The organism is Bacillus cereus group sp. N6, assembly GCF_016483705.1.
Taxonomy (GTDB): Bacteria; Bacillota; Bacilli; order Bacillales; family Bacillaceae_G; genus Bacillus_A; species Bacillus_A wiedmannii.
In genome coordinates this window covers 16,115-40,441 of sequence record NZ_JAEHBI010000021.1, presented here as the reverse complement: position 1 = coordinate 40,441, position 24,327 = coordinate 16,115, and the positions used below count along the sequence as shown (strand labels likewise).

Sequence of the window (24,327 nt, the reverse complement as noted above, 5' to 3'; positions counted from 1 at the left end):
CTCTTTTCAATATGTCTTATACATATTGGAAAGAAAGTTGAAATTTCCTCTACAAAATAAAAAAGTTTCTTCCTATTAAGAAGAAACTTTTTTAGGACTATTTCATAGAAATAGTTGCCTCTACTGGATAATGATCAGAGTAATCATTATATGTATATTTTTTAAGCCATGATGTAACAGTCCACTGTGGAGATTTCGGTTGTAATACTTTATTCTCTATAAATGACGGATTCGCATGGTCCTTACTTGCAATAATATAATCTAAATACTCGGCAGGACTATCAGGGAAATTATATTTTGCTATACTGTTTGTCGTCGCATCCCAAGTTGCTGTATGTCCCGTATAAGATGGAATAGAAGCGTGTAATGTTTTAAACATGGATGCGTACTCTGAGTCACTATTGTTCTCTGCATTTATTTTATTCACGTTCATATCACCACCAAATAGGACGTACTCGTCATTTGGTATATTCTTATTTTTAATAAAGTCTTGAATTTCTTTTAACTGATTTGTACGTACAGATGCAGGTGAAGTTTTTCCGCACATACTATCTTCAGCCTGCAAATGCGTCCCGATTACATGAACGAAACGATCATTCTTCTTAATTTTTGTGTATACAAATCCTTTATTCGATAAATTATCTGGCCCGCATCCTTTTGCAAATACATATTGAATCTTTTCAACAATCGGCCATTTACTCACGATTGCAACGCCCCCATCTTCAGGAGTTGAAGATGAATAGCTACCTAACGTTTTATCCCATTCATTTCCGTTACTACGACCTAATACCGCTGTTTGATTTGGATATTCTTTCTTCAAATTCCCTAACAAACGATTTGATGCGCTATTATCAAACACTTCATTTAATATAACAACGTCTTGATTCTTTATATAATCTGCCGCCCCAATTAAATCAGCACGCTCACTTTGTCCCCAGTTCGGATATAAATTTGTTGATAGCATATACACGTTATGCGTCATCACTTTCAAAGTATTATTTTGATTTGTAGACGTTTCTGCTTGAGCTGAAGATCCTCCGTATAAAACTCCTAAACCAATCCCAAAGCTAAGTACACCTTTTAGTAATTTTCCTTTCACGCTTCATACCTCCATGTATTAGTTATAAAAAGGCCAAATACTCTATTGTGAGATTTGACCTTTTTTTTAATACTTAACGATCTCCGTACGTATCAAACCAAAGCTGAATGTATCCGGCAGTAACACGTTGTGCATCCATTAATCGCTTACCTGTCATTGGTGTAACTTCAGCGCGCCATTTATCTGCATATTCTTGTGATACAGCTGCTTTTACGAACCAATCTTTCGTATTATCATTTACAATGCCAGCGTAATCTTGTTTCGCTGCTACTGCCGCTCCGTGAATCCACTCTTCTGGATTTGTACCTTTCCAGTTCCAATATCCATTTCCATCCGTTACTTTATAATTATCTTTTATCGTATCTACAAAGTTTTCATATTTAGAATGGAATCCTTGTGGGTACGAAAGATTTGTAAAGTTTGCCGCATGCATCGGTTGGTTTACATCTCCTAAATAATGAAGAGATAATCCTAAATAGAAGAATGCTTGTTTCATATCTTTATTTTTATATGATTCACCAGCTAATTTAAAATATTTAGCGCCAGTTTCTTTTGCCTGCTTTGCAAATGGAATATATGTTTTTCCATTGTCTGGATCATAGAAATGTGAAGCAAATGTGCTATTATCATAATAAGGATTTTCATAGTCAGCAGCATAAATACCATTTTCTAATTCCGTACGCCATTCATTTAATTGTGCAACTCGATCTTGTTTTACAAGTGTTGTATTGCGAGACATAATATCAATAGCGCGGTTTACAATCCATAAATGAGAGTTTACGCCTTCTTTATGTTTATCTTCAGCAGACCAGCGATGAACTATTTTTATTTTACTTCCCCCATCGTTTTCATGAGCAAATGCAACACTTTGTAACGGCGCTACTAATGTAATAGCTGCTGCTAAAGCAAGTACTTTCTTTTTCATCTGAAATCCTCCATTTTATAATTGAATTATTGTAAACTTTTTGTTAGGATCCTATGATATCGTCCGGTTAACCTATGACTAGAATATCCCACCTTTCATGAAATTTCTATCAATAAATTAAAATATGCAAATGTTAATATCATTATAACTTTATACATAGTGAATATAATGAATGAATGCACTTATATTGTAGTAAAGTATTGTTAAGCTACTACGAATGATTGTCTAAACTAATGTAAAAAAAGAGTAAAGCATCCACATGCTTTACTCTTTTTTTCTATTCGATAATATACTTGGTAGTTGTACATTAACTGCCAACTTATGAATAAATCCAAACACTAATCCAATCCCAATAAATATGTATAAGATTGTAAATATCTTTCCGAAATCAGTTTGCGGACTAAAATTCCCATCACCGACAGTCGTCAACGTGACCACACTAAAATATAAAGCGTCAAGAGGACGTAACCCTTCAACTGTACTATAAAAAATCGTACCAGATGTTAATGTTAAAAATGTTAATACGAATAACACTTGAAATTCTTTATCTTTCCACGCTCGTAAACAAGCTTTTAGCATTCGTTTCAATGTCAACATAAATGAAAGCATTAGACTTCCCCTTCCAAACAAAATACCTGTAGTTAAAGGAAAGTCTATCACCTTTCTGTATAGAAAAAAAGGAGCCCTCTTCTATTTCTAGAAAAGAGCTACTTTTTACTATTCTCTATTATTTAGGTGAAACAAGAATTTTCACTTGTGTTTTATCTTTTACAAGTGCTTCAAATCCTTCTTCAACAACTTGATCCACTGTGATTTTTTTCGTAATTAATTTCTCTGCTTGAATTTGGCCAGAGCTAATTAATTTAATAACAGCTGGGAAGATATGACGGTATCCAAGAATACCGATAACTTCTTTTTCTTTTAGTACAAGGTTGTTTGGCGTAATTGTCGCATCTTTTTCCCACACACTAACAATTACAGTTTGTCCTTCAAAGCTTGTACTTTCAATCGCTTGACGAAGTACTACTTCGACACCTGTTACTTCAAAGCTCACATTTACACCTAAACCATTTGTTAAGTTACGAATTTCTGCTAGTACATCTTGAGTAGCTGGATTTAATACATAATCCGCACCTGCTAATTTTGCTAACTCTTGACGTTCTTTAGAAAGTTCTACTGCAATAACAGGAGTTGCTCCTGCTGCTTTAGCTGCTTGAATGACAAGAAGTCCAATTGGACCACAACCAAATACTGCTACAGCTTCCCCTTCTTTTAATTTACTTTGACGTACTGCATGAACTGCTACCGCTGCTGGTTCTACAAGTGCACCTTGTTCATACGTCATTTCATCAGGAATATGGTGGACCATATCTTCTGGTACTACTGTATATTCAGAGAAACCGCCGCCGTCTCCGCCAAGACCGTGGAAAACAAGTTGTTCACAAACATTGTAATGTCCATGTTTACAAGCTTCACATTTACCACAAGAATAAATTGGTTCTACAACGACGCGATCTCCCACTTTATGAGAAGTAACGCCTTCACCGATTTCAACTACCTCACCACTAAACTCATGACCTAAAATAACCGGTGCTTTTACGTGTGTTAATGGGTGCTCTTCTGTTGGAATAAAAATAGGTCCTGCTAAATATTCATGCAAGTCTGTTCCGCAGATACCACACCATTTCACTTTAATCTTAACTGCTCCTGGTCTTACAGTTGGTTCTGGTACTTCTTCTACTCGTACATCGCGTTGATTATGCCAAAGTAATGCTTTCATTTTATACATCCCTCTCTACGTATATACTTAACCTGGTGAAGTTTACAAATCTATTATAATACTTCTATCCAGATATTTCAAAAAAACAATCTCATTCCCACTAAATTTTAACAAATAACGTTCAATATTTTGTCACTTTGTACTTTTTTCCACATCTGTTAATGCTAATTTCATTGCGGTTGAAATTAGCATTATGCCATAATAGCATAGGAGAGGTGAATATCGCTTGAAATATTTTATTTACTTTATTGTTATCGTAGCGTTTCTAGATACATTTTCACAATTACCTATTATGAGTACGTTCGCTCAAAGTCTTGGAGGATCTCCTCTTATTATTGGGCTAGTTGTCGGTATGTACTCATTCGCTAATATGATCGGTAATATTATTGCTGGCGCTGCTGTCGATAAATTTGGTGCAAAAAAAATACTTTATATAAGCATGGGACTTACGAGTTTCATAGTCTTGTTATACACCGTTGTTCAAAGTGGTGAACAACTATTAGTTGTGCGCTTTATGCACGGCTTTAGTGACGGATTTTTAATTCCTGCTGCCTTTACGTTTTTATCAAAACAAACAAATTCAGCAAGACAAGGTAAGGCAATGGCCCTATCTGGTGCTGCTGTTGGAACAGCGGCAATTGTAGGACCGGCTTTCAGTGGAATTATGAAAGCAACTGCTGGTATAGAGTGGGTGTTCATTACCATTTCTATTTTAATGGTCCTTGGTACAATCGTATCTCTATTCTTCTTACCAAATAACGTATCAAGAAAAGATACTTCAAGAACACAAATGATGAACAAAAAGGATATGATTGAACTATTGAAATCAGAACCGTTATTGCAAGCATATATTGGTGCCTTCACGCTAATGTTTTCACAAGGAATTGTCACTTATATGCTACCAGTGAAAGTTGAGGCATTAGCACTTAAAGCATCTACAACAGGCATGATGTTAAGTGTATTCGGCATTACCGCTATCCTCTTCTTCTTGCTGCCAACAAACCGTATTTACGATCGATTTAATCGTTCAAAACTCATGCTAATTGGGATTGCAGTAATGGCATTCGCGTTATCTTTACTTGGATTATTCGCAACAAAAGGTATGCTCTTTATCGTTATGATGATTTATGGCATTGGATTCGCTATCCTTTTCCCATCGATAAATGCATTACTTGTTGAAAATACGACAGATGATAAGCGCGGAAAAGCATTCGGATTGTTTTATGCTTTCTTCTCATTAGGAGTTGTTGCTGGATCCTTTACAGTTGGTGCAATCGGGGCATCCCCTAGCGTCAGCTTCGTTATCGGAACTGCATTCTTATTAACATTCGCTGGAATGATTTATGTAAGAAGCAAAATAAAAAGTAAAGCAAACAGCAAAGTAAAAAAGACAATGATGGGTTAATTCCATCATTGTCTTTTTTTGCCTAATATATTACTTTTGTGTCTAACCAAATAACAATGTAAATAAATTGAACTGTAAAGGCAACACTGCAGTTCTTCTTTTACAAAAAAAGTGTATAAATACCAACGATACTTCGACAATTTCCTCGGAAATATTTCCTTTCCCCACATAATTTGATACACTACATATGGACAGACACTTGTATTACATAAGCTAAAATAATAACTTACTGTACAAATTGAAAAGCACACTCTTCATATGAAGAATGTGCTTTTATGTTATTAACGTTTAATCCAAACAGCGCCTGCCGATTTATCCTCTGCCTGTCCAACAACTTGGAATTTAAGTCCAAGGTTTGGAACTTTTCTTCCTGCATCTGCAATTTGTTTGTTACTATATACTTTTGAATCATCAAATGTTGTAACACCTTGTAATCCAGAATAGTTAAACTGTCCACGTGTTAGTGAATTTGCACTCCATGCTGGTGTTTGATCAAATGAAAATGCAGCATCTGCAATTTGCATACCTGTATTACCGTAAGTTGGTCTTCCGTTTAAATTCCCAACAAATGCCTCTGGATGCGAATCCACAACACCAAGGAATCCTTCACCTGGATGCACCCCAACCCAGTTATCTTTGAAGCTATCATCTGCATACCAAACGACAAGACCTGTATTATACACTGGACCTTTTCCTGCTTTTAATCCATTATCTGATCCCGCATAGTTTCTCCACTCTAAGTAGTAATAATGAGCTTTCTTTTCTGTCCCATCAGAAACAACAAAACCATTTAAATTCATTTTAGCCTGTCCTTCTGTATCATCAGAAAATACAACTTGTCCATCAACAGTTACATTTACATTATCCATCGCGAAACCTTTATATGTTACAGCCGGATCTGTAATATAATCGAATTGCAGTTTCACTTTTTTCCCTTTAAATTGACTTAAATCATATGATTTATCCATCCATTTTCCATCTGTTGTATCTTTATCTTCTTGGAATACTTTTTCTCCAAGTCTATCAATTAACGTTTTCGTTCCATCTTCTGTTACTGCATGCACTTCGACAAAATCGCACTCTGCTTCTAACTCATAATTTGCTTTATAATCGAATTTTGCATTTGTTCCTTTTGTTAAATCAAAGAATGGTGTCTCTAGTGTTGTATGCATATCATCTCCTCTTGTACTATAATATGCATGCTTTCCAAACTCCGGTTTAATCGTTTCAACACTCTTACCCGGTAAGTTAACACGTACAACGCCTGGACGATTGGATTTCGTAACACTTTGATCAATATATGTAGGAATTCCTACTCCACGCTTAATTTTATCGTAATCTACTTCTAAAATTTTTGCCCAGTTGCCGCCCATATTCTTTTGTAAGAAGTCTTTATTTTGTGGTGAGAAACTAGTTGGCTCTGTTCCTGCAATTTTCCCTGTCCAACTACCTCCACTCATTAATGACCACGCTTCGACAGGTGAACCAGTTCCAGTATATTTCGTGTCATATTCATCTGGTAAGCCAAGATCATGTCCAAATTCATGCGCAAATACACCTACTGCTCCATCTTCTGGTTCAATTGTATAATCATGTGCCGCTACTTTTCCACCAAAGTAATCTACCTTTGATTTTGTACCTTCAACCGCTACTGGATCTATTGCTAATTTTGAACGATGTGACCAAATTGCATCATCACCTAATTTACCGCCACCAGCTTCTTGACCAACACCAGCATGGATTACCATTAAATGATCAATTACACCATCAGGCTCATTTTGATTTCCATCACCATTTGTATCATATCTATCGAATTGATCAAATTGAGATAAATCTAACCCTTTCTCAGCAGCTGCATGTAAAGCTTCTTTCACTAAATCACGTGCGCCTTTTGGTCCTTTATTATCGTGACCACTACTACCATCAGCACCGTAGTCAGACGCTTTTCCTGGAACAGTTAGCCATTCCGTTACATATCCATCTGTCGTATAACTTCCACCAGACTGCTCTTCATAATATTGTTTAAACGTTTTTACTTTTGAACCATCAAATAATGTGTACGGTTCATTACCAAATAACATTTTTTGATAATGCTCTCTACTAAAGTCATTCGAATACATATACCCTGGTGTTTGATCAATATTATTATGTTTATAATCACTAAATTCAACGAGTAATACTAATACTTTATCAGTTCGAACAGACCCTTTATATGGCGCTTGCTTTGCTTTAGAAGTTGGGACTTGTCCATTCAATTGCTTTTTATTTGGTTCTGGTTTTTGCTCAGGACTAACATTTTTTTCAGGTTTCTTTACTTTCTCCTTTTCCTCCATTTTCTTCTCTTTTACTTTTTTCACGAAATCAGATGCCTCTTTAGCAGTATCCGCTGGAAGAATTTCTTTATTTGCCTGATCGCCTTGTTTCTTTTCAATATACTTTTCTACAGCTTTTTTCGTCTCTTCTTTAGAAGATGCTGGATTAATTGTTCCTCTTTCTTTCAACGCTTCCGCTAAACGATCTTCTTGAATTAAATTGTAATCAATTGGTGTTGTAGATACATTGTCTTTCTCTTTTACTGTCGTTTCTGCGTATGCTAGCGGAGTACTCATTACAGATGTGCATCCGATAATTGCCGCAATTGCTAAAGATGATAACACTTTAAATGGCGCTTTTCTTCTCATTCTATTTCTCTCCTTTTATAAAACTTAAAATTCAGATAAATTAGTGTATTTAAATCGAAATCCCCACTTTCTGCCCTCCCTATATAAAAAGGCATAATTCTATAAACGTTAAGCTTTCTGTTATAGAATCATGCCCCTCCAGTTTTCTGGTCAGAACCTCTACCTTTTTATGTCGAAATATGAAAAATAAAAAGTGATTTGTATATATTAAATAGCTTATATAACAAATTTAAAAGACAATATGCAAAATTGCATGAAAATTCTTTTAAATAAATAAGAACCCTAGTCAATTAAACTAGGATTCTCGATTTTCTATTATTTCTCTTGTGTTTTTTCCCAATCAGCTAAGAATTTCTCAATTCCTTGATCTGTTAATGGGTGCTTCACTAATGAAGCAATTACGTTTGCTGGGATTGTTGCAATATGTGAACCGTTTAATGCTGCCTCTGTTACGTGAACACTGTGACGTACAGATGCTGCAATAATTTCTGTTTCAATGCCGTGAATTGCAAAGATTTCTGCGATTTGGCGGATTAGGTCCATACCGTTATGACCGATATCGTCTAAGCGACCTAAGAATGGTGAAACGTATGTTGCACCAGCACGAGCTGCAAGTAATGCTTGAACTGCTGAGAATACTAATGTAACGTTTGTACGAATTCCTAAATCAGAGAATGCTTTTACTGCTTTTAAACCTTCCGTTGTCATTGGTACTTTTACAACAACGTTTGGAGCAATTTTCGCTAACTCTTTTCCTTCTTCGATCATTTTATCAGCTTCTAAGCTAATTACTTCTGCACTTACAGGTCCTTCTACAACGTTGCAAATTTCACGAATACGCTCGTGGAAATCTACGCCTTCTTTTGCTACAAGTGATGGATTTGTCGTTACTCCAGCTAATACGCCTAATGCATTTGCCTCTTTAATTTCGTTAATGTTTGCTGTATCAATAAAGAATTTCATTTGTTATTCTTCCTTCCTGATTTTCATTTTATATTTATTTGTTTTTCTTAATAAGCTCTAATTCAATCGGAATAGATTTGTCCACTTTTTTACCTTGTGTTATCTCTTTTGCTGTTTGCATCGCCTTCTCCCCGATTAATTCCGGTTTTTGAGCAACTGTTGCAGCCATACGCCCATCGTTAACCGCTTTTACAGCATCTTCTGTTGCATCAAAACCAACAACGACTACATCTGTTTTTCCAGCAGACTTCAATGCTTCAAGTGCCCCTAATGCCATTTCATCGTTATGCGCAAACACGGCTTTAATATCACCATTTGCTTGCAAAATGTTTTCCATAACAGATAATCCTTTTGCTCTATCAAAATCAGCTGCTTGTTTTGCAACTACTTTTAAAGACTTATCCGCTACGTTGTGGAATCCTTTCCCGCGCTCGCGAGCAGCAGAAGAGCCAGGGATTCCTTCTAATTCAGCAACGTTTGCTCCCCCGCCAACTAATTCACGAATGTAATCACTAGCCATTTGACCACCTTCAATATTATTAGAGGCAATGTGAGAAACAACTTTACCTGAATTTGCAACGCGGTCTACAGTAATAACAGGGACATTCGCTGCATTTGCCGCACTTACTGCTGAAGCAACAGCATCTGAATCGGTTGGATTAATAACAACTACATCGACACCTTTTTGAATTAAATCTTCAACATCATTTGTTTGCTTTGCTGCATCATTTTGTGCATCAACAGCAATCAATTCAATGCCGCTTGCTTTCGCTTGCTTTTCTGCTCCTTTTTTCAAAGTCACAAAAAATGGATTGTTTAAAGTTGAAACAGAGAATCCAACTTTAATAGTTTTATTTCGACCTTTATCGCTAGAATCCTTTGCCCATTCTGGTGGTTCCATTGAACAACCAGCAGTAATGACCATAATACATGCAACGAGTATAAGTAACCATTTCTTCATGAACTATCCCTCCATTACGCTTCTTTTCGGCGATCAATTAATACAGCTAGTAAGATTACAAGTCCTTTTACAACTTGTTGGAAGAAAGAAGATACACCTAATAAATTTAAACCGTTATTTAGTACACCGATAATAAGTACACCGATGAATGTACCAACAATCCATCCTCTTCCCCCAGAAAGACTTGTTCCACCTAATACAACTGCTGCAATTGCATCTAATTCGTAAGAAGTACCTGCAGTTGGCTGTGCAGAATCTAGTCGTGATGTTAAGACTATACCTGCAAGCGCTGCCAAAATTCCGGAAAGACCGTAAATCATTACTTTAATTCTCGTAACATTAATACCTGATAATGCTGCTGCTTCTTCATTTCCACCAATTGCAAATGTACGGCGACCAAATGTCGTTTTCTTCAAAATGAAGTACAGTACTGCGAAAGCGATCATCATTGTAACAGCTGGTACCGGAATACCAAGAAAATAACCGCGGCCAAACATTTGGAACATTAAATGATCACCCAGACCAGTGATCGGACGTCCGTCCATATAAACAAGCGTCAACCCACGAAAAATAGTCATTGTTGCTAAAGTTGCAATAAATGGAGCTACTTTTCCCTTCGCTATGATGATACCGTTTACAATTCCCATTACAAGACCAGCTAATAATCCAACTGCCATCGCAAGGAACGGGTCCATGCCACTTGCCATCATTCCAGCAACAAGTGCACTTGATAATGCTAAAATAGAACCTACCGATAAGTCAATACCCCCTGTTAAAATTACAAAGGTCATTCCGAATGCAATAAGCGCATTAATCGATACTTGACGCAGTATATTAAATAAATTTGGAATCTCAATAAATGCCGGATTTAAAGCTGTAATTACGACGATAATTAATACTAAACCGATTAAAGAACCGAGTTGTTGTAATACATTCCCCTTCTTAGCCATCCTTACTCTCCCCCTGTAGCTAGTGCCATAATAGACTCTTGTGATGCCTCATCTTTCTCTAAAATGCCGCCGACCTTTCCTTCATGAATAACAAGAACACGATCACTCATTCCTAAAACTTCTGGAAGCTCAGATGATACCATAATAACGGCATCGCCTTGCTCAGTAAGCTTATTCATAATAGAGTAAATTTCTTTTTTCGCTCCAACATCTACACCTCTTGTTGGCTCATCTAAAATGAGTAACTGCGGGTGGATACCTAGCCATTTTGCAATAACAACCTTTTGCTGATTTCCACCAGAAAGAGATTTCACCGCTTGCTCTCCACTAGCTGCTTTCACATTAAGAAGTTTCATCATATCCGCTGTAAACTGTTGTTCTAGTTCGTTACTTAAGACACTTCCCTTTGAAAGACTTTCTAAATTCGGTAAAGCTAAATTTTCTCGAATTGAGAAATCTAAAACTAACCCTTCAGATTTTCTATCCTCTGTAATAAAAGCTATTCTTTGTCTAATCGCATCTATCGGACTATCAATCTTTACTTCTTGTCCATTTATAAAAATTTGGCCAGAATCTAAAGGTTCGTATCCAAATATCGCTTTCATAATATCTGTACGGCCAGCTCCCATCAAGCCAGCAACACCAAGGATTTCACCTTTTCTTACTTGAAACGAAACATTTTCAAACTTCCCTTTTTTCGTTCCGTTACGCATCTCAAAAATGACATCGCCAATTTGACTATTTCGCTCTGGGTAACGTTCACCAATGCTGCGCCCCACCATCATACTCACTACTTCATCAAATGATGTTTCCGGAATGAGTCTCTTTCCTACGTATTCCCCATCACGTAAAATCGTAATGGCATCACATATTGAAAAAATTTCTTCCATTCGGTGTGAGATATAAACGAACGAAACGCCTTCTTTACGTAATTTATTAATGACAGTAAACAACGTTTCAATTTCACGATCTGTTAATGCAGCTGTAGGTTCATCCATAATAATAACGCTCGCGTTTGTCATTAACGCTTTCGCAATTTCGATAATTTGCTGTTGTCCAACCGATAACTCTCCTGCCAACATAGCGCCTTTTACATGTAACCCTAACTCCGCTAGTTGCTGCTGCGCAATCGCGTTCATTTGACGCGTACGCAAAATACCTGTCTTCCCATACATTAACTCTTTACCGAGAAACATATTTTCAGCTACTGTTAAATTCGATAATATGTTCAATTCTTGATGTATAAATGCAATACCGTACTCTTCTGCTTCTTTCGCATTTTTAAAAGTTCGTTCTTGTCCATCAATCGTGATTGTTCCACCATCTTTTTTGTATACACCTGTTAAAATTTTCATGAGCGTTGATTTGCCCGCTCCATTTTCCCCCATCAATGCATGGACTTCCCCTGTTTCAATCATAAACTGTGCATTCTTCAAAACAGGATTGCCATTGAACGCCTTTGAAATATTTTTCATTTCAATACGCATTCCCATCACTTCCTTTTATTAAAAAATCACGCCTGCATGTAAAATTACATTGGCATAAGGAGTAGCCTCTCCTGTACGAATAATTGCTTTCGATTTCTTCGTGTGCTCTTTAAATTGTTCATGCGATACATATTCAAATGCTGGCTCTATTAATTTCAGCTCGATTTCTTTATTTACTTCCGCATTATTATTAATGACTTCTTCTGCTAACGTTACTTTTTCAATTGCCATATCATTAGCTACCACTTGCAATACGTCTAAAAAGCTAGGTTTTCCAATCTCAACAGCTAAATCAATTCGTTTTACTCCGTCAGGAATTGGTAACCCGCAGTCTGCGATTACAATCGTATCTGTATGTCCAAGTGAAGCAAGGACTGATGCAATCTCACTGTTTAATACACCGTGCTTTTTCATCCGACAATCACCTGCACTTCACGTACTCTATCTCTCGTTGGCATACCGCCCTGTGCTCCAAGTCTCGTTACAGAAAGACCACCAGCAATATTCGCAAAACGAATTGCTTTTTGAAGTGTTTCTCCTTCAGAAAGCGCAACTGCTAATGCACCATTGAATGTATCACCAGCTCCAGTCGTATCTACTACATCAACAGCGATGCTAGGAACATGTACAATCTCCGTACCATTATGGAAACGAACACCTTTAGAACCTTCTGTTATCAATAGTTTATTTGGATATTTAGCCAGTAAACCTTCAATTGGTGACGTGAAATCATCTAATACGATGCGACACTCATGTTCATTTGGTGTAATATAAGTTGCCTTTTCTAAAACATCTTCTGATAACACTTGTGCTGGCGCTGGATTTAACATAACTGGAATATTATGCTCCTCACAAATAGCCAATACATATTTTACTGTTTCAAGTGGGATCTCTAGTTGAAGAACAACCATATCTGCTTTTATAAGAAGATCTTTTGAACGATCTACAACCGACTCATTTACAAGAGCATTCGCCCCTTGCACGACAACAATACTGTTATCCTCTTCTGCTAAAACGATATGAGCAATTCCTGTCGCCGTATCTGTAACCGGTACCACATAGTCGATAAAAACGCGTTCGTTCTCTAAATTGTTCCTAACTACAGTTCCATAATTATCGTTTCCAACCGCTCCAACCATCGCTACATTTGCGCCTAATCTAGCTGCAGCAACTGCTTGGTTGGCTCCTTTCCCTCCTGGGATTGTATGAAATGCTTCACCAATTACTGTTTCTCCTGCTTTCGGACGTTTTTTTGAAACAGCCACTAAGTCCATTGAAATACTACCTACCACTGCAATATTTGGCATCTGTTTCATCTCCTTACTTCGTTGTATTTCGTTCTATAATTTCAATCGGTAAACGATAGTGTTTCTCTTCTAATACGCTTCCTTCCATCTGCTCTAACAACAGCTCTGTTGCAATTTTTCCCATTTCATAAATTGGCTGTGCAACAGTTGTAATAGATGGATACATCATTTCTGTTAAAGAAATTCCATCGAATCCGATAATTTGTAAATCATCTGGAATAGAAATCCCCTTTTGGAGTGCAGCCTTTACAATACCTATTGCGATTAAATCATTTCCAGCAACAATTCCATCAATATGTGGGTATTCTTCTAATAATTCCACTGCTACACGCTCACTATTAGCTGGATCAAATGTACTCTCCGCAATCATATAAGAAAGATTATTTTGTGTAATAACGTCTACAAAACCTTCAAAACGTTCATTAGCAGTGCTTACATCACGCGGTCCACGAATATGCGCAATATGTTTACAGCCTTTATCTATTAATAGCTTTGTCGCTGCCTGACTCCCTGCATAGTTATCTGCATATACAGTAGGGATACGCTCATTAAACATACGGTCAATTGCAACAACTGGAACAGACAACTTCATGTAATTAACACTATTTTGTGGATTCGTTGCTACAATAAATCCATCCACATTATTTTGCCTAAGTACATCAATATATTGCTTTTCTTTCTCTAAACTCTCATCAGAGTTACAAAGGACAACTGTGTATCCTTGTTTATGCGCTACATCTTCTACGGCACGTGCAACTTCTGGAAAGAATGGATTCACGATATTTGGAACAACTAAGCCAATTAAACGTGATTTTTTATTATACAATGAACGCGCTACTGTACTAGGTTTATAATCTAGCATCTCAATCGCTCGTTCTACTTTCTTTAATGTATCTTCATGAACATATCCATTTTTATTTAACACTCTGGAAACGGTCGCCACAGATACTCCCGCTAATTTCGCAACGTCTTTAATCGTACTCATTCTCTTTCCTCTCCATTCCATTCCATGTAACCGTTTACAGAAAATAATATAACGTATTTCTAGAAATACGTCAATCATTTCTCACGAAAAAGCTTTTAAGGTTATACTCAAAAAAGCACCGCCATAAGGCGATGCTTTTTCATTACGAATAGGATACAGTTTGTTCTTTTTCCTCTGTAGCTGGCTCTTCAGCATCTTTTTTACGATCTGACAGTTTAATCTTCTGTAAGAAAATTGTAAAGATAGCGCCTACTATGATAAATACTAATCCTGTTAAGAATACAGTATGAAGTGAGTCTACTAAAGAGTTTTTCAAGATTGGTACAATGCTGTTAGCGAATGCTTCTGGCATTTGTTTTAATGCTTCTGGACTAAATAGCATCGAATATAAACCTTGTGGATCTGTGTGAATCATATCTTTAAATTTCGTTACCATTTGGCCCGCTTCTTTCGGGAACGTATCTAATACAGGTACTAATTTATTTGTTAATGTTGTACCTGAAGTGTTATTCATGATTGACCCTAAAATTGTAATACCAAATGTTCCACCGATTTGACGGAAGAACTGACTTGATGATGTTACGACTCCAAGATCTTTTTTCGGGAAACTTTCTTGTAACGCTAATGTTAATGTCGGCATAACAAGACCCATTCCTAAACCGATAATACTCATATAGAAAGTAGCAGTAAGTTTAGTCGTGTGCATATCCATCGTTGTTAATAACCAGAAACCACCAGCCATAATAAGCATCCCTGTAATAATTTGTGGTTTCACACCAACTTTTAATACAAGTTGACCGCCGATAATACTCATCACTATCATTGTAATCATCATCGGTGTCATAATTGTTCCTGATTCAGCAGCACTTACTCCTACAATTCCTTGCATGAAGAATGGTACGAACATAATCGCACCGAACATTCCGATACTCATAAAGAAACCAATCGCATTCAGTATTGTAAACGTGCGATTTTTAAAGAAATGCATCGGTAAAATCGGTTCTTCTGCTTTCGTTTCAACGATAACAAAGCTAATAATACCAATTAGAGCTAATGCAAATAAACCTATAATTTGCCAAGAATCCCATGGATAATCTTTTCCGCCAAACGTTAATGCAAGTAATAAACTTACAACACCGAGAATCATCGTAAAGATTCCAGCAATATCAATCTTGATCGGTCCTGTTTGTTTATGTGACTTTAATCCCATTGCAATAAAGATTGTTGCTAAAATACCAACTGGTAAGTTAATGTAGAATACCCATCTCCAGTTCACTGCGTCTACAATCCAACCACCCACTTGTGGTCCAATTACAGAAGCAAGACCGTATAACGCACCAAAAATACCTTGCCATTTCGCACGTTCTTTTCCCGTAAACATATCTCCGATAATAATCATAGCCATTGGCATCATAATACCGCCACCAAGACCTTGAATACCACGGAAAATAATTAATTCCGTCATACCATTTGCCATACCACATAACGCCGAACCAACCATAAAGATAACTAGTCCTGTAATATATACGTTACGACGGCCAAGTAAATCCGCTAATTTACCTGCAATTGGTACAACTGTCGTTGATGTTAACATATAAGCTGTTGTTAACCACGTCATTAAACTTAATCCGCCTAGTTCACCGACGATACGCGGCATTGCTGTACCAACAATCGTTCCATCTAATGCAGCAAATAGCATCGCGATTATTAAACCAATTAACAGCAACTTTCTATTTATGTTTTCTTGTTGCTCCATGTAATCTCCTCAATTCCTCTTAGTTATTCTCTTTTTTCTCTTGTGTCCCGCAAATAATTGTTTCTAACTTCTCAAAGAGGCGTAACAAATCTTCTCTTTCTTGTAATTCTAAATGTGAGAAATATTTTGCAATATGCTCATTACGAGCGGTCATTGCCTCTTCTACTCTAGCTTTCCCCTTTTTTGTTAACTCAATGATGACAACACGACGGTCATCTTTGTCGTGATAGCGTTCTACAAGCTCTTGGTCAATTAGGCGATCAATCATCACTGTAATTGCACTAGGCTTTACATACATCTTTTTTGCTAATTTTGTCGCTCTTGAAGCACCGTAATGATCTAAAATCTTTAAAATATAAAACTGCGGTGGTGTAAGTCCTGTTGCTTGCATTTGTTCTAATAACTCCGTCTGCATTTTCTTTCCAATTGAAAAGGCAAGAGCTTGAATTTTATCGATATGCGTCATATCATTTGGCATGTTATCCACCTCTTATTTAAGCAATAAAATATTTAACATATTTAAATATTAATCCCACGAACAAAATCCGTCAACACTTTTTATTTATAAAAACGTTTACATTTCTGTCACAAAGTTGTATAATTTTCGACGAAGTTAATATTGACAGTCACGGAGAATCGGAGTATACGGCTATGAATCATAAAAAAGGAAACTTTTTTATATTTCATGGCCTTTTTATATTCTCTCTGACTTACAACATTTCGAATTCATTAGGGGAGGATTTTCATTTTATGTTTTTCACACAATTATTTAAGCCTGCGCCCCACGCGGAACGCTTACCAGCTGATCGCGTTGATAGCGAATACCGTAAATTACGTTTACAAGTATTCTTAGGTATCTTCATCGGCTACGCAGGTTACTACTTTGTTCGAAAAAACTTTTCACTAGCGATGCCATACTTAATCGAACAAGGCTTTAGTAAAGGGGAACTTGGGGTTATCCTTTCAGCAGTATCTATCGCTTACGGATTAAGTAAATTTCTTATGGGTATCGTATCCGACCGTTGTAATCCTCGCTACTTTTTAGCAGCTGGGCTATTTTTATCAGGTATCATTAATATTATTTTCGGCTCATTTTCTTTCATTACAACGAGCATTATACTTATGTTTGTCCTTCAGTTTTTAAATGGATGGGTACAAGGTATGGGATGGCCTCCTTGTGGTCGTACGATGGTTCACTGGTTCTCTATTAGTGAACGTGGTACAAAAATGTCTATTTGGAACGTTGCTCATAATGTCGGTGGCGCGCTTATGCCTTCTCTTGTGACATTAGGCTTATACTTCTTCGCAAATGACTGGAAGAGTATTTTTTACTTCCCAGGTATTCTTTCAATTTTAGTTGGTATTTATGTATTAATTACGATGAGAGATACACCTCAATCTTGTGGATTACCTTCTATCGAAGAACATACTGGAGAATATCCATCAGATGAAAAAGTAAAAGATCGAGAACGCGAACTTTCAGTAAAAGAAATTTTATTTAAATACGTACTAAACAATAAATTTTTATGGTACATCGCTATCGCGAACGTTTTCGTTTATTTCGTACGTTACGGCGTTGTAGACTGGGCTCCTACCTATTTAGTAGAGGAAAAAAGTTTCACTCATAGTAGCTCCCGTACAGCTTACGCTCTATATGAATGGGCTGGTATTCCAGGTACACTTCTTTGCGGATGGATGAGTGATAAACTATTTAAAGGGCGCCGCGCACCTGCTGGTATTTTATTTATGGTTGGTGTATTTATCGCCGTTCTTGTTTACTGGCTAAACCCTCCTGGTAATCCAATGGTTGATAGTATCGCACTTGTCGCGATTGGATTTTTAATTTACGGACCTGTTATGTTAATCGGCCTACACGCACTAGACTTAGCACCAAAAAAAGCTGCTGGAACTGCCGCTGGTTTAACTGGGTTCTTCGGTTACCTAGGTGGAGCTACTTTTGCTAGCGCAGCTATGGGCTTTATCGTCGATGCATTCGGATGGGATGGCGGATTCATCTTATTACTTGTATCTTGTGTACTTGCAATGTTCTTCCTTGCTCTTACTTTAAAGACAGGATCTGCAAAACCAAAACAAGCTTAAGTACTAATATTATTCTTATCAAAAAAAGAGAGACTGTTCTTTCCAGAACACCTCTCTTTTTTCTACATATAATACTTTTTTCTTACAAAAGATTTATTTCCCTCTCACATATATGTTAGCGTTTTCAACTAACTTCAATCCCTTATATAACAGCATTCAATCTCTGTATAAAAAGATTTTTGAATATTTTCTCAACTTATGCTTGTCAAACATTGTCAATTTATATTAAAATAACAACAACATACAAAATATTTAGTCTTTTCAGAAAAGATGGAGGGATAGCCATGAAGAATCCACTTCTTCGCATTGAAAACTTACAGACTTCCTTTCGCATACAAGATCACTATCATGCCGCAGTTGATGATGTTTCGTTAACTGTCCATGAAAATGAAATTGTCGCGATAGTTGGTGAATCAGGTTGCGGAAAAAGTGCACTTGCCCTTTCTATTATGCGACTGCATAATGAAGCAAATACAAAATTACAAGGGCAGCTTAACTATAGAGATAAGGATCTACTAACTATGTCAGCCGCAGAGATGAATAAAGTACGCGGATCAAACATCGGTATGATTTTCCAAGAACCTCTTACAGCACTCGATCCTCTTATGACAGTTGGAAAACAAATCGAAGAAAACTTAGACTACCACACAAGCCTTTCAAAAGTTGAAAAAAAAGAACGCACCTTAGAACTACTTCATCAAGTTGGTATTCCAAAACCAGAACTTACATATAAACAATACCCACACGAATTATCTGGCGGAATGAGACAAAGAATTGTTATCGCAATTGCAATTGCTTGTAACCCAGCACTCATTATTGCGGATGAGCCAACAACGGCTCTTGACGTAACCATCCAAGCACAAATTTTAGACTTACTAAAATCTATTCAAGAACAAACGAAAATGGGCATCATTTTAATTACTCATGATTTAAGTGTTGTCGCAGAAACAGCAGATCGTATCGTCGTTATGTACGCTGGACAAGTTGTAGAGACAGGAAAAGTTGTAGAGATTTTTAACAACCCTCTTCACCCATATACTCGTTCTCTATTAAACTCCATTCCATCTGCGTATGGTGAAAAAGAAAAATTGCATGTAATTCAAGGGGTCGTTCCTTCGTTAGCGAAGCTTCCTCGCACAGGTTGTCGCTTCCAAGCTCGAATTCCATGGATTAGACCTGATCAACACGAGGAAAATCCAATTTTACATGAAGTAAAACCAGACCATTGGGTACGTTGTACTTGCTACAAGCATTTCAACTTCCAAGATAAGAAAGGAGATGACGTAGCTCATGGCACTGCTTAAAGTAGAAGATTTAAAAGTACATTTTCCAATTAAAGGTGGTTTCTTCGGCCGCACATTAGATTACGTGCGTGCTGTCGATGGTGTAAGTTTTGAATTACAACCGGGTGAAACATACGGGATCGTTGGTGAATCTGGAAGTGGCAAATCAACAACGGGTAAAGCAATTATGCATTTAACGAAAGCAACAGAGGGTAGCATTCATTTTAATAATAGAGATTTAACAAAATTAAGTCGCTCCGAGCTACGTGAACAACGAAAAGATATTCAAATGATTTTCCAAGATCCTTATTCATCATTAAATCCGAAGAAACGTGTTCTCGACATTATTGCTGAGCCTCTTCGAAATTTTGAGAAGCTCTCACCTGATGAAGAACGTAGAGCGGTTCAAGAATATCTTGATAAAGTTGGTCTAAATCCAGAGTCAATTTATAAATATCCACATGAATTTTCCGGCGGGCAAAGGCAGCGGATTGGTATTGCACGTGCTCTTACATTAAAACCGAAGCTTATTATTGCTGATGAGCCAGTATCTGCGCTTGACGTCTCTGTACAAGCACAAGTATTAAACTTCTTGCAAGATTTACAAGCTGAGCTCGGACTAACATACTTATTCATTAGTCATGATTTAGGTGTAATTCGTCATATGTGTGATCGTATCGGTGTTATGTATCGCGGACGCATTGTCGAAGAAGCAACTAGTGCAGAAATTTATAGTAATCCGCAACATATTTATACGAAGCGCCTAATATCAGCAATTCCTGATATTCGTCCTGAAAACAGAGAGAGACAGCGTAAGCTCCGTCAACAAGTAAGCTCTGAATACGAGAAATCATACGAAAATTATTTCAATGAAAACGGTCGTGCTTATGACTTAAAAGCAATCTCGCCAACGCACCGGGTGGCATTACCATAAGGGAGTGATAAAACATGTGGAAGTTTATATTACGGAGATTTTTAGTGATGATCCCGCAATTATTCGTGTTAAGTGTACTTGTCTTTCTATTAGCTAAGGCAATGCCAGGCGATGCCTTAACCGGCAGAGCAATGAATCCAAAAGCGGATCCAAAAGTGATTGAAGAACAACGTGAAAAGCTTGGATTAAATGACCCAGTTGCAACACAATATGTTCGCTGGATTAAAAATGCAGCCCAAGGTGACTTCGGTATTTCCTATGCACATAAAATGAAAGTAACCGATTTAATTGGAGAACGACTTGGAAATACAGTATCTTTAGCACTTGTTATTCTTATCCTTACCTATTTAATTGCCATACCACTAGGAGTTATAAGTGGGCGGTGGAATGATACATGGGCTGATCGACTCATTACCATTTACAACTATCTAGGTTTTGCTACACCACTATTTATATTTGCATTAATTATGCTCTTCCTATTCGGATTTAAGTTTGCAATATTCCCAACCGGCGGTAGCGTTGATCCTCAAGTTGCAACAGGTACATTTGCTTACTATTTAAGCAAATTGAATCACATGCTATTACCAGCTTTATCTGGTGCATTAATTGCGACAGTTGGTACGGTTCAATATTTACGAAGCGAAATTATTGATACGAAACATAAAGATTTTGTGCGTACAGTAAGAGCAAAGGGTGTTCCAGAATCAAAAATCTATTCTAGACATATTTTACGAAATTCATTCTTACCAATTGCAGCCTTCTTAGGCTATGAAATTACAGGATTAGTTGGCGGTGCCATCTTTTTAGAAAGTATTTTTAGCTATCCAGGAATTGGACAACTATTTATACAATCTATCTCTCAGCGTGATTTTAGTGTAATAACTGCACTCGTTATGTTTACTGGATTTGCAACGTTACTTGGAACTCTCCTTTCAGATATTATTCTAAGCATCGTCGATCCACGTATTCGTATTGATTAAAGAAAGGAGATGACGTTATGTTAGCAAACCCTGAAAAACAAACTGAAGTTATTCATTACGAAAAAAGCCCTTCTGGTTTCTCTATTATGTGGCGAGAACTTCGTAAAGATAAATTAGCAATGTTTTCACTTATTTTCCTAGCAATCTTATTACTAGCAGTCTACGCAACATCTTTTATTATGAAACAAGAAGATATTGTACGAGTTGATTTATTCGCTATTTATGCTCCTCCCTCTGCTGAACATTGGTTAGGAACAGATTACGGAGGACGCGACATTTTCGGCCAACTTATTATTGGTACACGTAACTCCTTTACAATTGGATTAGCAATTACTATTCTTTCTTGTGTAATTGGCCTTTCAATTGGATTAATTGCCGGTTATTTTGGAGGAGCAATTGATAATATCATTATGCGCATTATCGACTTTGTTATGGTTTTACCATTTTTAATGCTTGTAATTGTATTTATTACACTTGTTCCTACATTCAATATCTTCACTTTCATTTTAATTATGAGCGTGTTCTTATGGACAGGAAAGGCAAGATTAATTCGCTCAAAAGTATTAACTGAAAAAGAACTCGATTATGTCTCTGCATCAAAAACTTTAGGAACACCAAACTGGAAGATCATTCTTTTCCAAGTACTACCTAACTTAAGTTCCATTATCATTGTTAGCGTTACATTAAACCTTGCTGGAAACATCGGTATTGAATCTGGTCTAACCTTCTTAGGATTTGGTCTACCAGAAAGTACACCAAGCCTTGGTACACTTGTTAGTTATGCTAGAAATCCAGATGTATTACAAGAGAAATGGTGGATTTGGTTACCCGCATCAATCATGATTTTAACATTGATGCTGTGTATAAATTTTATTGGTCAAGCGCTACGCCGTTCGGCCGACGCAAGACAAAGAAAAGGATAAGGGGTGGAAGAAATGACAAATAAGCCAAAGTTTTTCAAAGTATTAAGTACACTTGCAGTTTCAACATTACTACTTTCAGCATGTGGGGGCAGTGGTGGTAGTGAAAAAACGAGCAGCACAAAAAAAGTAGATACAAATAAATTTAGTGCATCTGTTAAAAATGATAAAAAGGAAATTAAAGATGGTTCATTAACATATGGTCTTGTTTCTAACACACCATTTGAAGGACTTTTGAACTTCGCTGTATATGAAGGAGATCCTGATAACCAGGTCATTACAATTTTTGATGAATCTTTATTATCAAATGACGAAAACTGGGAATACACGAATGATGGTGCTGCTACATATGAAATTTCTAAAGATAAAAAGACAATTACACTAAAAATTAAAGATAATGTAAAATGGCATGATGGAAACCCTGTTACTGCTGAGGATTTAGAATACTCTTATCTAGTAATTGGTAGCAAACAATATGCTGGTTCTCGCTATGACACTCAAATGCAAATGATTGAAGGTATGGAAGATTACCACAATGGAAAAGCCGAAAAAATTTCAGGTATCAAGGTAACGGATCCAAAAACAATTTCGATTACGTTTAAAGAACCGAATCCTTCAGTGAAAACTGGACTTTGGGCATATCCTCTTCATAAGAAATACTTAGGAGATGTACCAATCGATAAATTAGCAGAGTCTGATAAAATCCGTAAAAACCCAATTGGTTTCGGACCTTTTAAAGTGAAGAAAATTACTCCTGGAGAATCCGTTGAATTTGAACGTTTTGATGACTATTATGGCGGAAAACCAAAGCTGAAAAGCATGGTTTTAAAAGTTGTTAACCCTTCCGTTGTTAACGCGTCCTTAAAAAATGGTGATATTGACATTGCTGAAGTAAGTGCAGATCAGTATCCAAATGTAAGTAAATTAAAAAATGCACAATTAGTCGGTAAAACCGATTTATACTATAGCTATATCGGCTTTAAGTTAGGCCATATGGATAAAGAAAAAGAAGAAGTAGTGATGGATAAGGAGAAATTTAAAGATGTTCGTGTACGTCAAGCAATGGCTTATGCTATTGATAGAAAAGAAATTGGTGAAAAATTATATCATGGCCTACGTTATCCAGCTAACTCACCAATCCCACCATCTCTACCAAAATATCATAACAATAAAGTTGGTGCCTATGATAAAGATGTAGAAAAAGCTAAAAAGTTATTAGATGAAGCTGGCTATAAAGATACGAACGGAGATGGATTCCGTGAAGATCCGAATGGTAAAGAATTTAAAGCTAATTTCTTATCAATGAGTGGTAGCGATGTAAGTGAACCACTTGCAAAATTCTTTATTCAATCTTGGAAAGACATCGGCCTAAAAGTAGAACTTCTTGATGGTCGCTTACACGAATTCAACTCCTTCTACGATATGATTAAAAAAGATGATCCAAAAGTTGATCTTTTCGCTGCCGCTTGGGGAACTGCATCTGATCCAGACCCTTCTGGTATTTGGGCTAAAAATGCAGCGTTCAATTACACACGTTGGTCTACTGACAAAAACACAGAATTATTAAAACAGGGTATTTCTAAAGAAGCTGCTGATGAAAAGTACCGTAAAGATGTATACGATAAATGGCAAAAATTAGTTCATGACGAAGTACCATTAATTCCACTTCATTATAAATTTGATTTAAAAGGTGTAAATAATCGCGTAAAAGATTATAAATATACACCAGAAGATCAATACAAATGGGGTAAAGTTAGCGTAACAAGCGATAAAGCAGAAACAGAGAAATAAGAAAATAGCTCCTAGCACTG

21 protein-coding genes are annotated in these 24,327 nt (G+C 36.7%); 7 read left to right on the top strand and 14 right to left on the bottom strand.

The window, feature by feature from the left end; genetic code table 11:
- Window positions 1–97: 97 nt before the first annotated feature.
- The 4 genes from sph to bdhA form a co-directional block, all read right to left on the bottom strand.
- On the bottom strand, window positions 98–1,099 hold the full coding sequence (sph, locus tag JDS99_RS16130; protein WP_199695353.1) for a sphingomyelinase C: 1,002 nt from the start codon (window positions 1,097–1,099) through the stop codon (window positions 98–100).
- Window positions 1,100–1,172: 73 nt separating this feature from the next.
- Window positions 1,173–2,024: a phospholipase CerA gene (cerA, locus tag JDS99_RS16125; RefSeq protein WP_000731008.1), complete on the bottom strand. Its 852-nt coding sequence runs from the start codon at window positions 2,022–2,024 to the stop codon at window positions 1,173–1,175.
- 264 nt (window positions 2,025–2,288) lie between these two features.
- Window positions 2,289–2,633, bottom strand: a complete 345-nt coding sequence (locus JDS99_RS16120) for a potassium channel family protein (protein ID WP_000948236.1) — start codon at window positions 2,631–2,633, stop codon at window positions 2,289–2,291.
- A gap of 118 nt (window positions 2,634–2,751) precedes the next feature.
- Complete coding sequence (bdhA, locus tag JDS99_RS16115; protein WP_000645832.1) at window positions 2,752–3,804, bottom strand: (R,R)-butanediol dehydrogenase; 1,053 nt, start codon at window positions 3,802–3,804, stop codon at window positions 2,752–2,754.
- A 226-nt stretch (window positions 3,805–4,030) separates the two neighbouring features.
- On the opposite strand from bdhA, the gene JDS99_RS16110 reads away from it, so the two are divergent.
- Entirely contained in the window at window positions 4,031–5,209 is a 1,179-nt protein-coding gene (locus JDS99_RS16110; protein ID WP_087983321.1) for an MFS transporter, read from the top strand.
- A gap of 281 nt (window positions 5,210–5,490) precedes the next feature.
- Here the strand turns inward: JDS99_RS16110 and inhA2 are convergent, their stop codons facing one another.
- The 10 genes from inhA2 to JDS99_RS16060 form a co-directional block, all read right to left on the bottom strand.
- Window positions 5,491–7,890, bottom strand: coding sequence for a M6 family metalloprotease immune inhibitor InhA2 (gene inhA2, locus JDS99_RS16105; RefSeq protein ID WP_199695352.1), 2,400 nt, complete (start codon window positions 7,888–7,890; stop codon window positions 5,491–5,493).
- A 315-nt stretch (window positions 7,891–8,205) separates the two neighbouring features.
- Complete coding sequence (gene fsa / locus JDS99_RS16100; RefSeq protein WP_000667662.1) at window positions 8,206–8,853, bottom strand: fructose-6-phosphate aldolase; 648 nt, start codon at window positions 8,851–8,853, stop codon at window positions 8,206–8,208.
- A gap of 34 nt (window positions 8,854–8,887) precedes the next feature.
- The gene (gene rbsB, locus JDS99_RS16095; RefSeq protein ID WP_087983326.1) at window positions 8,888–9,814 is read right to left on the bottom strand and encodes a ribose ABC transporter substrate-binding protein RbsB; all 927 of its coding nucleotides are present in this window, start codon (window positions 9,812–9,814) and stop codon (window positions 8,888–8,890) included.
- Window positions 9,815–9,828: 14 nt separating this feature from the next.
- Window positions 9,829–10,764, bottom strand: coding sequence for an ABC transporter permease subunit (locus tag JDS99_RS16090; protein ID WP_001074641.1), 936 nt, complete (start codon window positions 10,762–10,764; stop codon window positions 9,829–9,831).
- A 2-nt stretch (window positions 10,765–10,766) separates the two neighbouring features.
- A complete protein-coding gene (rbsA, locus tag JDS99_RS16085) occupies window positions 10,767–12,251 on the bottom strand; it encodes a ribose ABC transporter ATP-binding protein RbsA (protein ID WP_046953796.1) in 1,485 nt (494 codons plus the stop codon).
- A gap of 18 nt (window positions 12,252–12,269) precedes the next feature.
- Window positions 12,270–12,665, bottom strand: coding sequence for a D-ribose pyranase (gene rbsD / locus JDS99_RS16080; protein ID WP_088608983.1), 396 nt, complete (start codon window positions 12,663–12,665; stop codon window positions 12,270–12,272).
- A complete protein-coding gene (gene rbsK / locus JDS99_RS16075) occupies window positions 12,662–13,558 on the bottom strand; it encodes a ribokinase (protein ID WP_199695351.1) in 897 nt (298 codons plus the stop codon). The genes rbsD and rbsK overlap by 4 nt, the downstream gene beginning before the upstream one ends.
- 13 nt (window positions 13,559–13,571) lie before the next feature.
- A complete protein-coding gene (gene rbsR, locus JDS99_RS16070) occupies window positions 13,572–14,543 on the bottom strand; it encodes a ribose operon transcriptional repressor RbsR (protein ID WP_088061888.1) in 972 nt (323 codons plus the stop codon).
- A gap of 142 nt (window positions 14,544–14,685) precedes the next feature.
- A complete protein-coding gene (locus JDS99_RS16065) occupies window positions 14,686–16,299 on the bottom strand; it encodes an MDR family MFS transporter (RefSeq protein ID WP_088061886.1) in 1,614 nt (537 codons plus the stop codon).
- Between the two features lie 19 nt (window positions 16,300–16,318).
- Entirely contained in the window at window positions 16,319–16,777 is a 459-nt protein-coding gene (locus JDS99_RS16060) for a MarR family winged helix-turn-helix transcriptional regulator (protein WP_001132358.1), read from the bottom strand.
- 272 nt (window positions 16,778–17,049) lie between these two features.
- Between JDS99_RS16060 and glpT the strand changes: the two genes are divergently transcribed.
- The 6 genes from glpT (at window position 17,050) to opp4A (ending at window position 24,307) form a co-directional block, all read left to right on the top strand.
- Window positions 17,050–18,399: a glycerol-3-phosphate transporter gene (gene glpT / locus JDS99_RS16055; RefSeq protein ID WP_088061884.1), complete on the top strand. Its 1,350-nt coding sequence runs from the start codon at window positions 17,050–17,052 to the stop codon at window positions 18,397–18,399.
- Window positions 18,400–18,683: 284 nt separating this feature from the next.
- Window positions 18,684–19,703: an ABC transporter ATP-binding protein gene (locus JDS99_RS16050; RefSeq protein ID WP_199695350.1), complete on the top strand. Its 1,020-nt coding sequence runs from the start codon at window positions 18,684–18,686 to the stop codon at window positions 19,701–19,703.
- Entirely contained in the window at window positions 19,690–20,616 is a 927-nt protein-coding gene (locus JDS99_RS16045; RefSeq protein ID WP_001196372.1) for an ABC transporter ATP-binding protein, read from the top strand. The genes JDS99_RS16050 and JDS99_RS16045 overlap by 14 nt, the downstream gene beginning before the upstream one ends.
- 14 nt (window positions 20,617–20,630) lie before the next feature.
- Window positions 20,631–21,596 carry an oligopeptide ABC transporter permease gene (opp4B, locus tag JDS99_RS16040; protein WP_088061882.1) on the top strand — a complete coding sequence of 322 codons (966 nt, stop codon included), beginning with the start codon at window positions 20,631–20,633 and terminating at the stop codon, window positions 21,594–21,596.
- Between the two features lie 17 nt (window positions 21,597–21,613).
- Window positions 21,614–22,519, top strand: a complete 906-nt coding sequence (locus tag JDS99_RS16035) for an ABC transporter permease (protein WP_088061880.1) — start codon at window positions 21,614–21,616, stop codon at window positions 22,517–22,519.
- A gap of 12 nt (window positions 22,520–22,531) precedes the next feature.
- Window positions 22,532–24,307, top strand: a complete 1,776-nt coding sequence (opp4A, locus tag JDS99_RS16030; RefSeq protein ID WP_147787929.1) for an oligopeptide ABC transporter substrate-binding protein — start codon at window positions 22,532–22,534, stop codon at window positions 24,305–24,307.
- Window positions 24,308–24,327: the final 20 nt, after the last annotated feature.

Bases quoted from the DNA above. Each gene is read 5' to 3' on its own strand.
- rbsR (WP_088061888.1), bottom strand. From the start codon at position 14,543: ATGAGTACGATTAAAGACGTTGCGAAATTAGCGGGAGTATCTGTGGCG.
- glpT (WP_088061884.1), top strand. From the start codon at position 17,050: ATGTTTTTCACACAATTATTTAAGCCTGCGCCCCACGCGGAACGCTTA.
- rbsK (WP_199695351.1), bottom strand. From the start codon at position 13,558: ATGCCAAATATTGCAGTGGTAGGTAGTATTTCAATGGACTTAGTGGCT.
- JDS99_RS16120 (WP_000948236.1), bottom strand. From the start codon at position 2,633: ATGCTTTCATTTATGTTGACATTGAAACGAATGCTAAAAGCTTGTTTA.
- JDS99_RS16035 (WP_088061880.1), top strand. From the start codon at position 21,614: ATGTTAGCAAACCCTGAAAAACAAACTGAAGTTATTCATTACGAAAAA.
- JDS99_RS16050 (WP_199695350.1), top strand. From the start codon at position 18,684: ATGAAGAATCCACTTCTTCGCATTGAAAACTTACAGACTTCCTTTCGC.
- JDS99_RS16065 (WP_088061886.1), bottom strand. From the start codon at position 16,299: ATGGAGCAACAAGAAAACATAAATAGAAAGTTGCTGTTAATTGGTTTA.
- JDS99_RS16090 (WP_001074641.1), bottom strand. From the start codon at position 10,764: ATGGCTAAGAAGGGGAATGTATTACAACAACTCGGTTCTTTAATCGGT.
- rbsA (WP_046953796.1), bottom strand. From the start codon at position 12,251: ATGCGTATTGAAATGAAAAATATTTCAAAGGCGTTCAATGGCAATCCT.
- rbsB (WP_087983326.1), bottom strand. From the start codon at position 9,814: ATGAAGAAATGGTTACTTATACTCGTTGCATGTATTATGGTCATTACT.
- rbsD (WP_088608983.1), bottom strand. From the start codon at position 12,665: ATGAAAAAGCACGGTGTATTAAACAGTGAGATTGCATCAGTCCTTGCT.
- bdhA (WP_000645832.1), bottom strand. From the start codon at position 3,804: ATGAAAGCATTACTTTGGCATAATCAACGCGATGTACGAGTAGAAGAA.
- cerA (WP_000731008.1), bottom strand. From the start codon at position 2,024: ATGAAAAAGAAAGTACTTGCTTTAGCAGCAGCTATTACATTAGTAGCG.
- inhA2 (WP_199695352.1), bottom strand. From the start codon at position 7,890: ATGAGAAGAAAAGCGCCATTTAAAGTGTTATCATCTTTAGCAATTGCG.
- JDS99_RS16045 (WP_001196372.1), top strand. From the start codon at position 19,690: ATGGCACTGCTTAAAGTAGAAGATTTAAAAGTACATTTTCCAATTAAA.
- opp4B (WP_088061882.1), top strand. From the start codon at position 20,631: ATGTGGAAGTTTATATTACGGAGATTTTTAGTGATGATCCCGCAATTA.
- JDS99_RS16060 (WP_001132358.1), bottom strand. From the start codon at position 16,777: ATGCCAAATGATATGACGCATATCGATAAAATTCAAGCTCTTGCCTTT.
- fsa (WP_000667662.1), bottom strand. From the start codon at position 8,853: ATGAAATTCTTTATTGATACAGCAAACATTAACGAAATTAAAGAGGCA.
- opp4A (WP_147787929.1), top strand. From the start codon at position 22,532: ATGACAAATAAGCCAAAGTTTTTCAAAGTATTAAGTACACTTGCAGTT.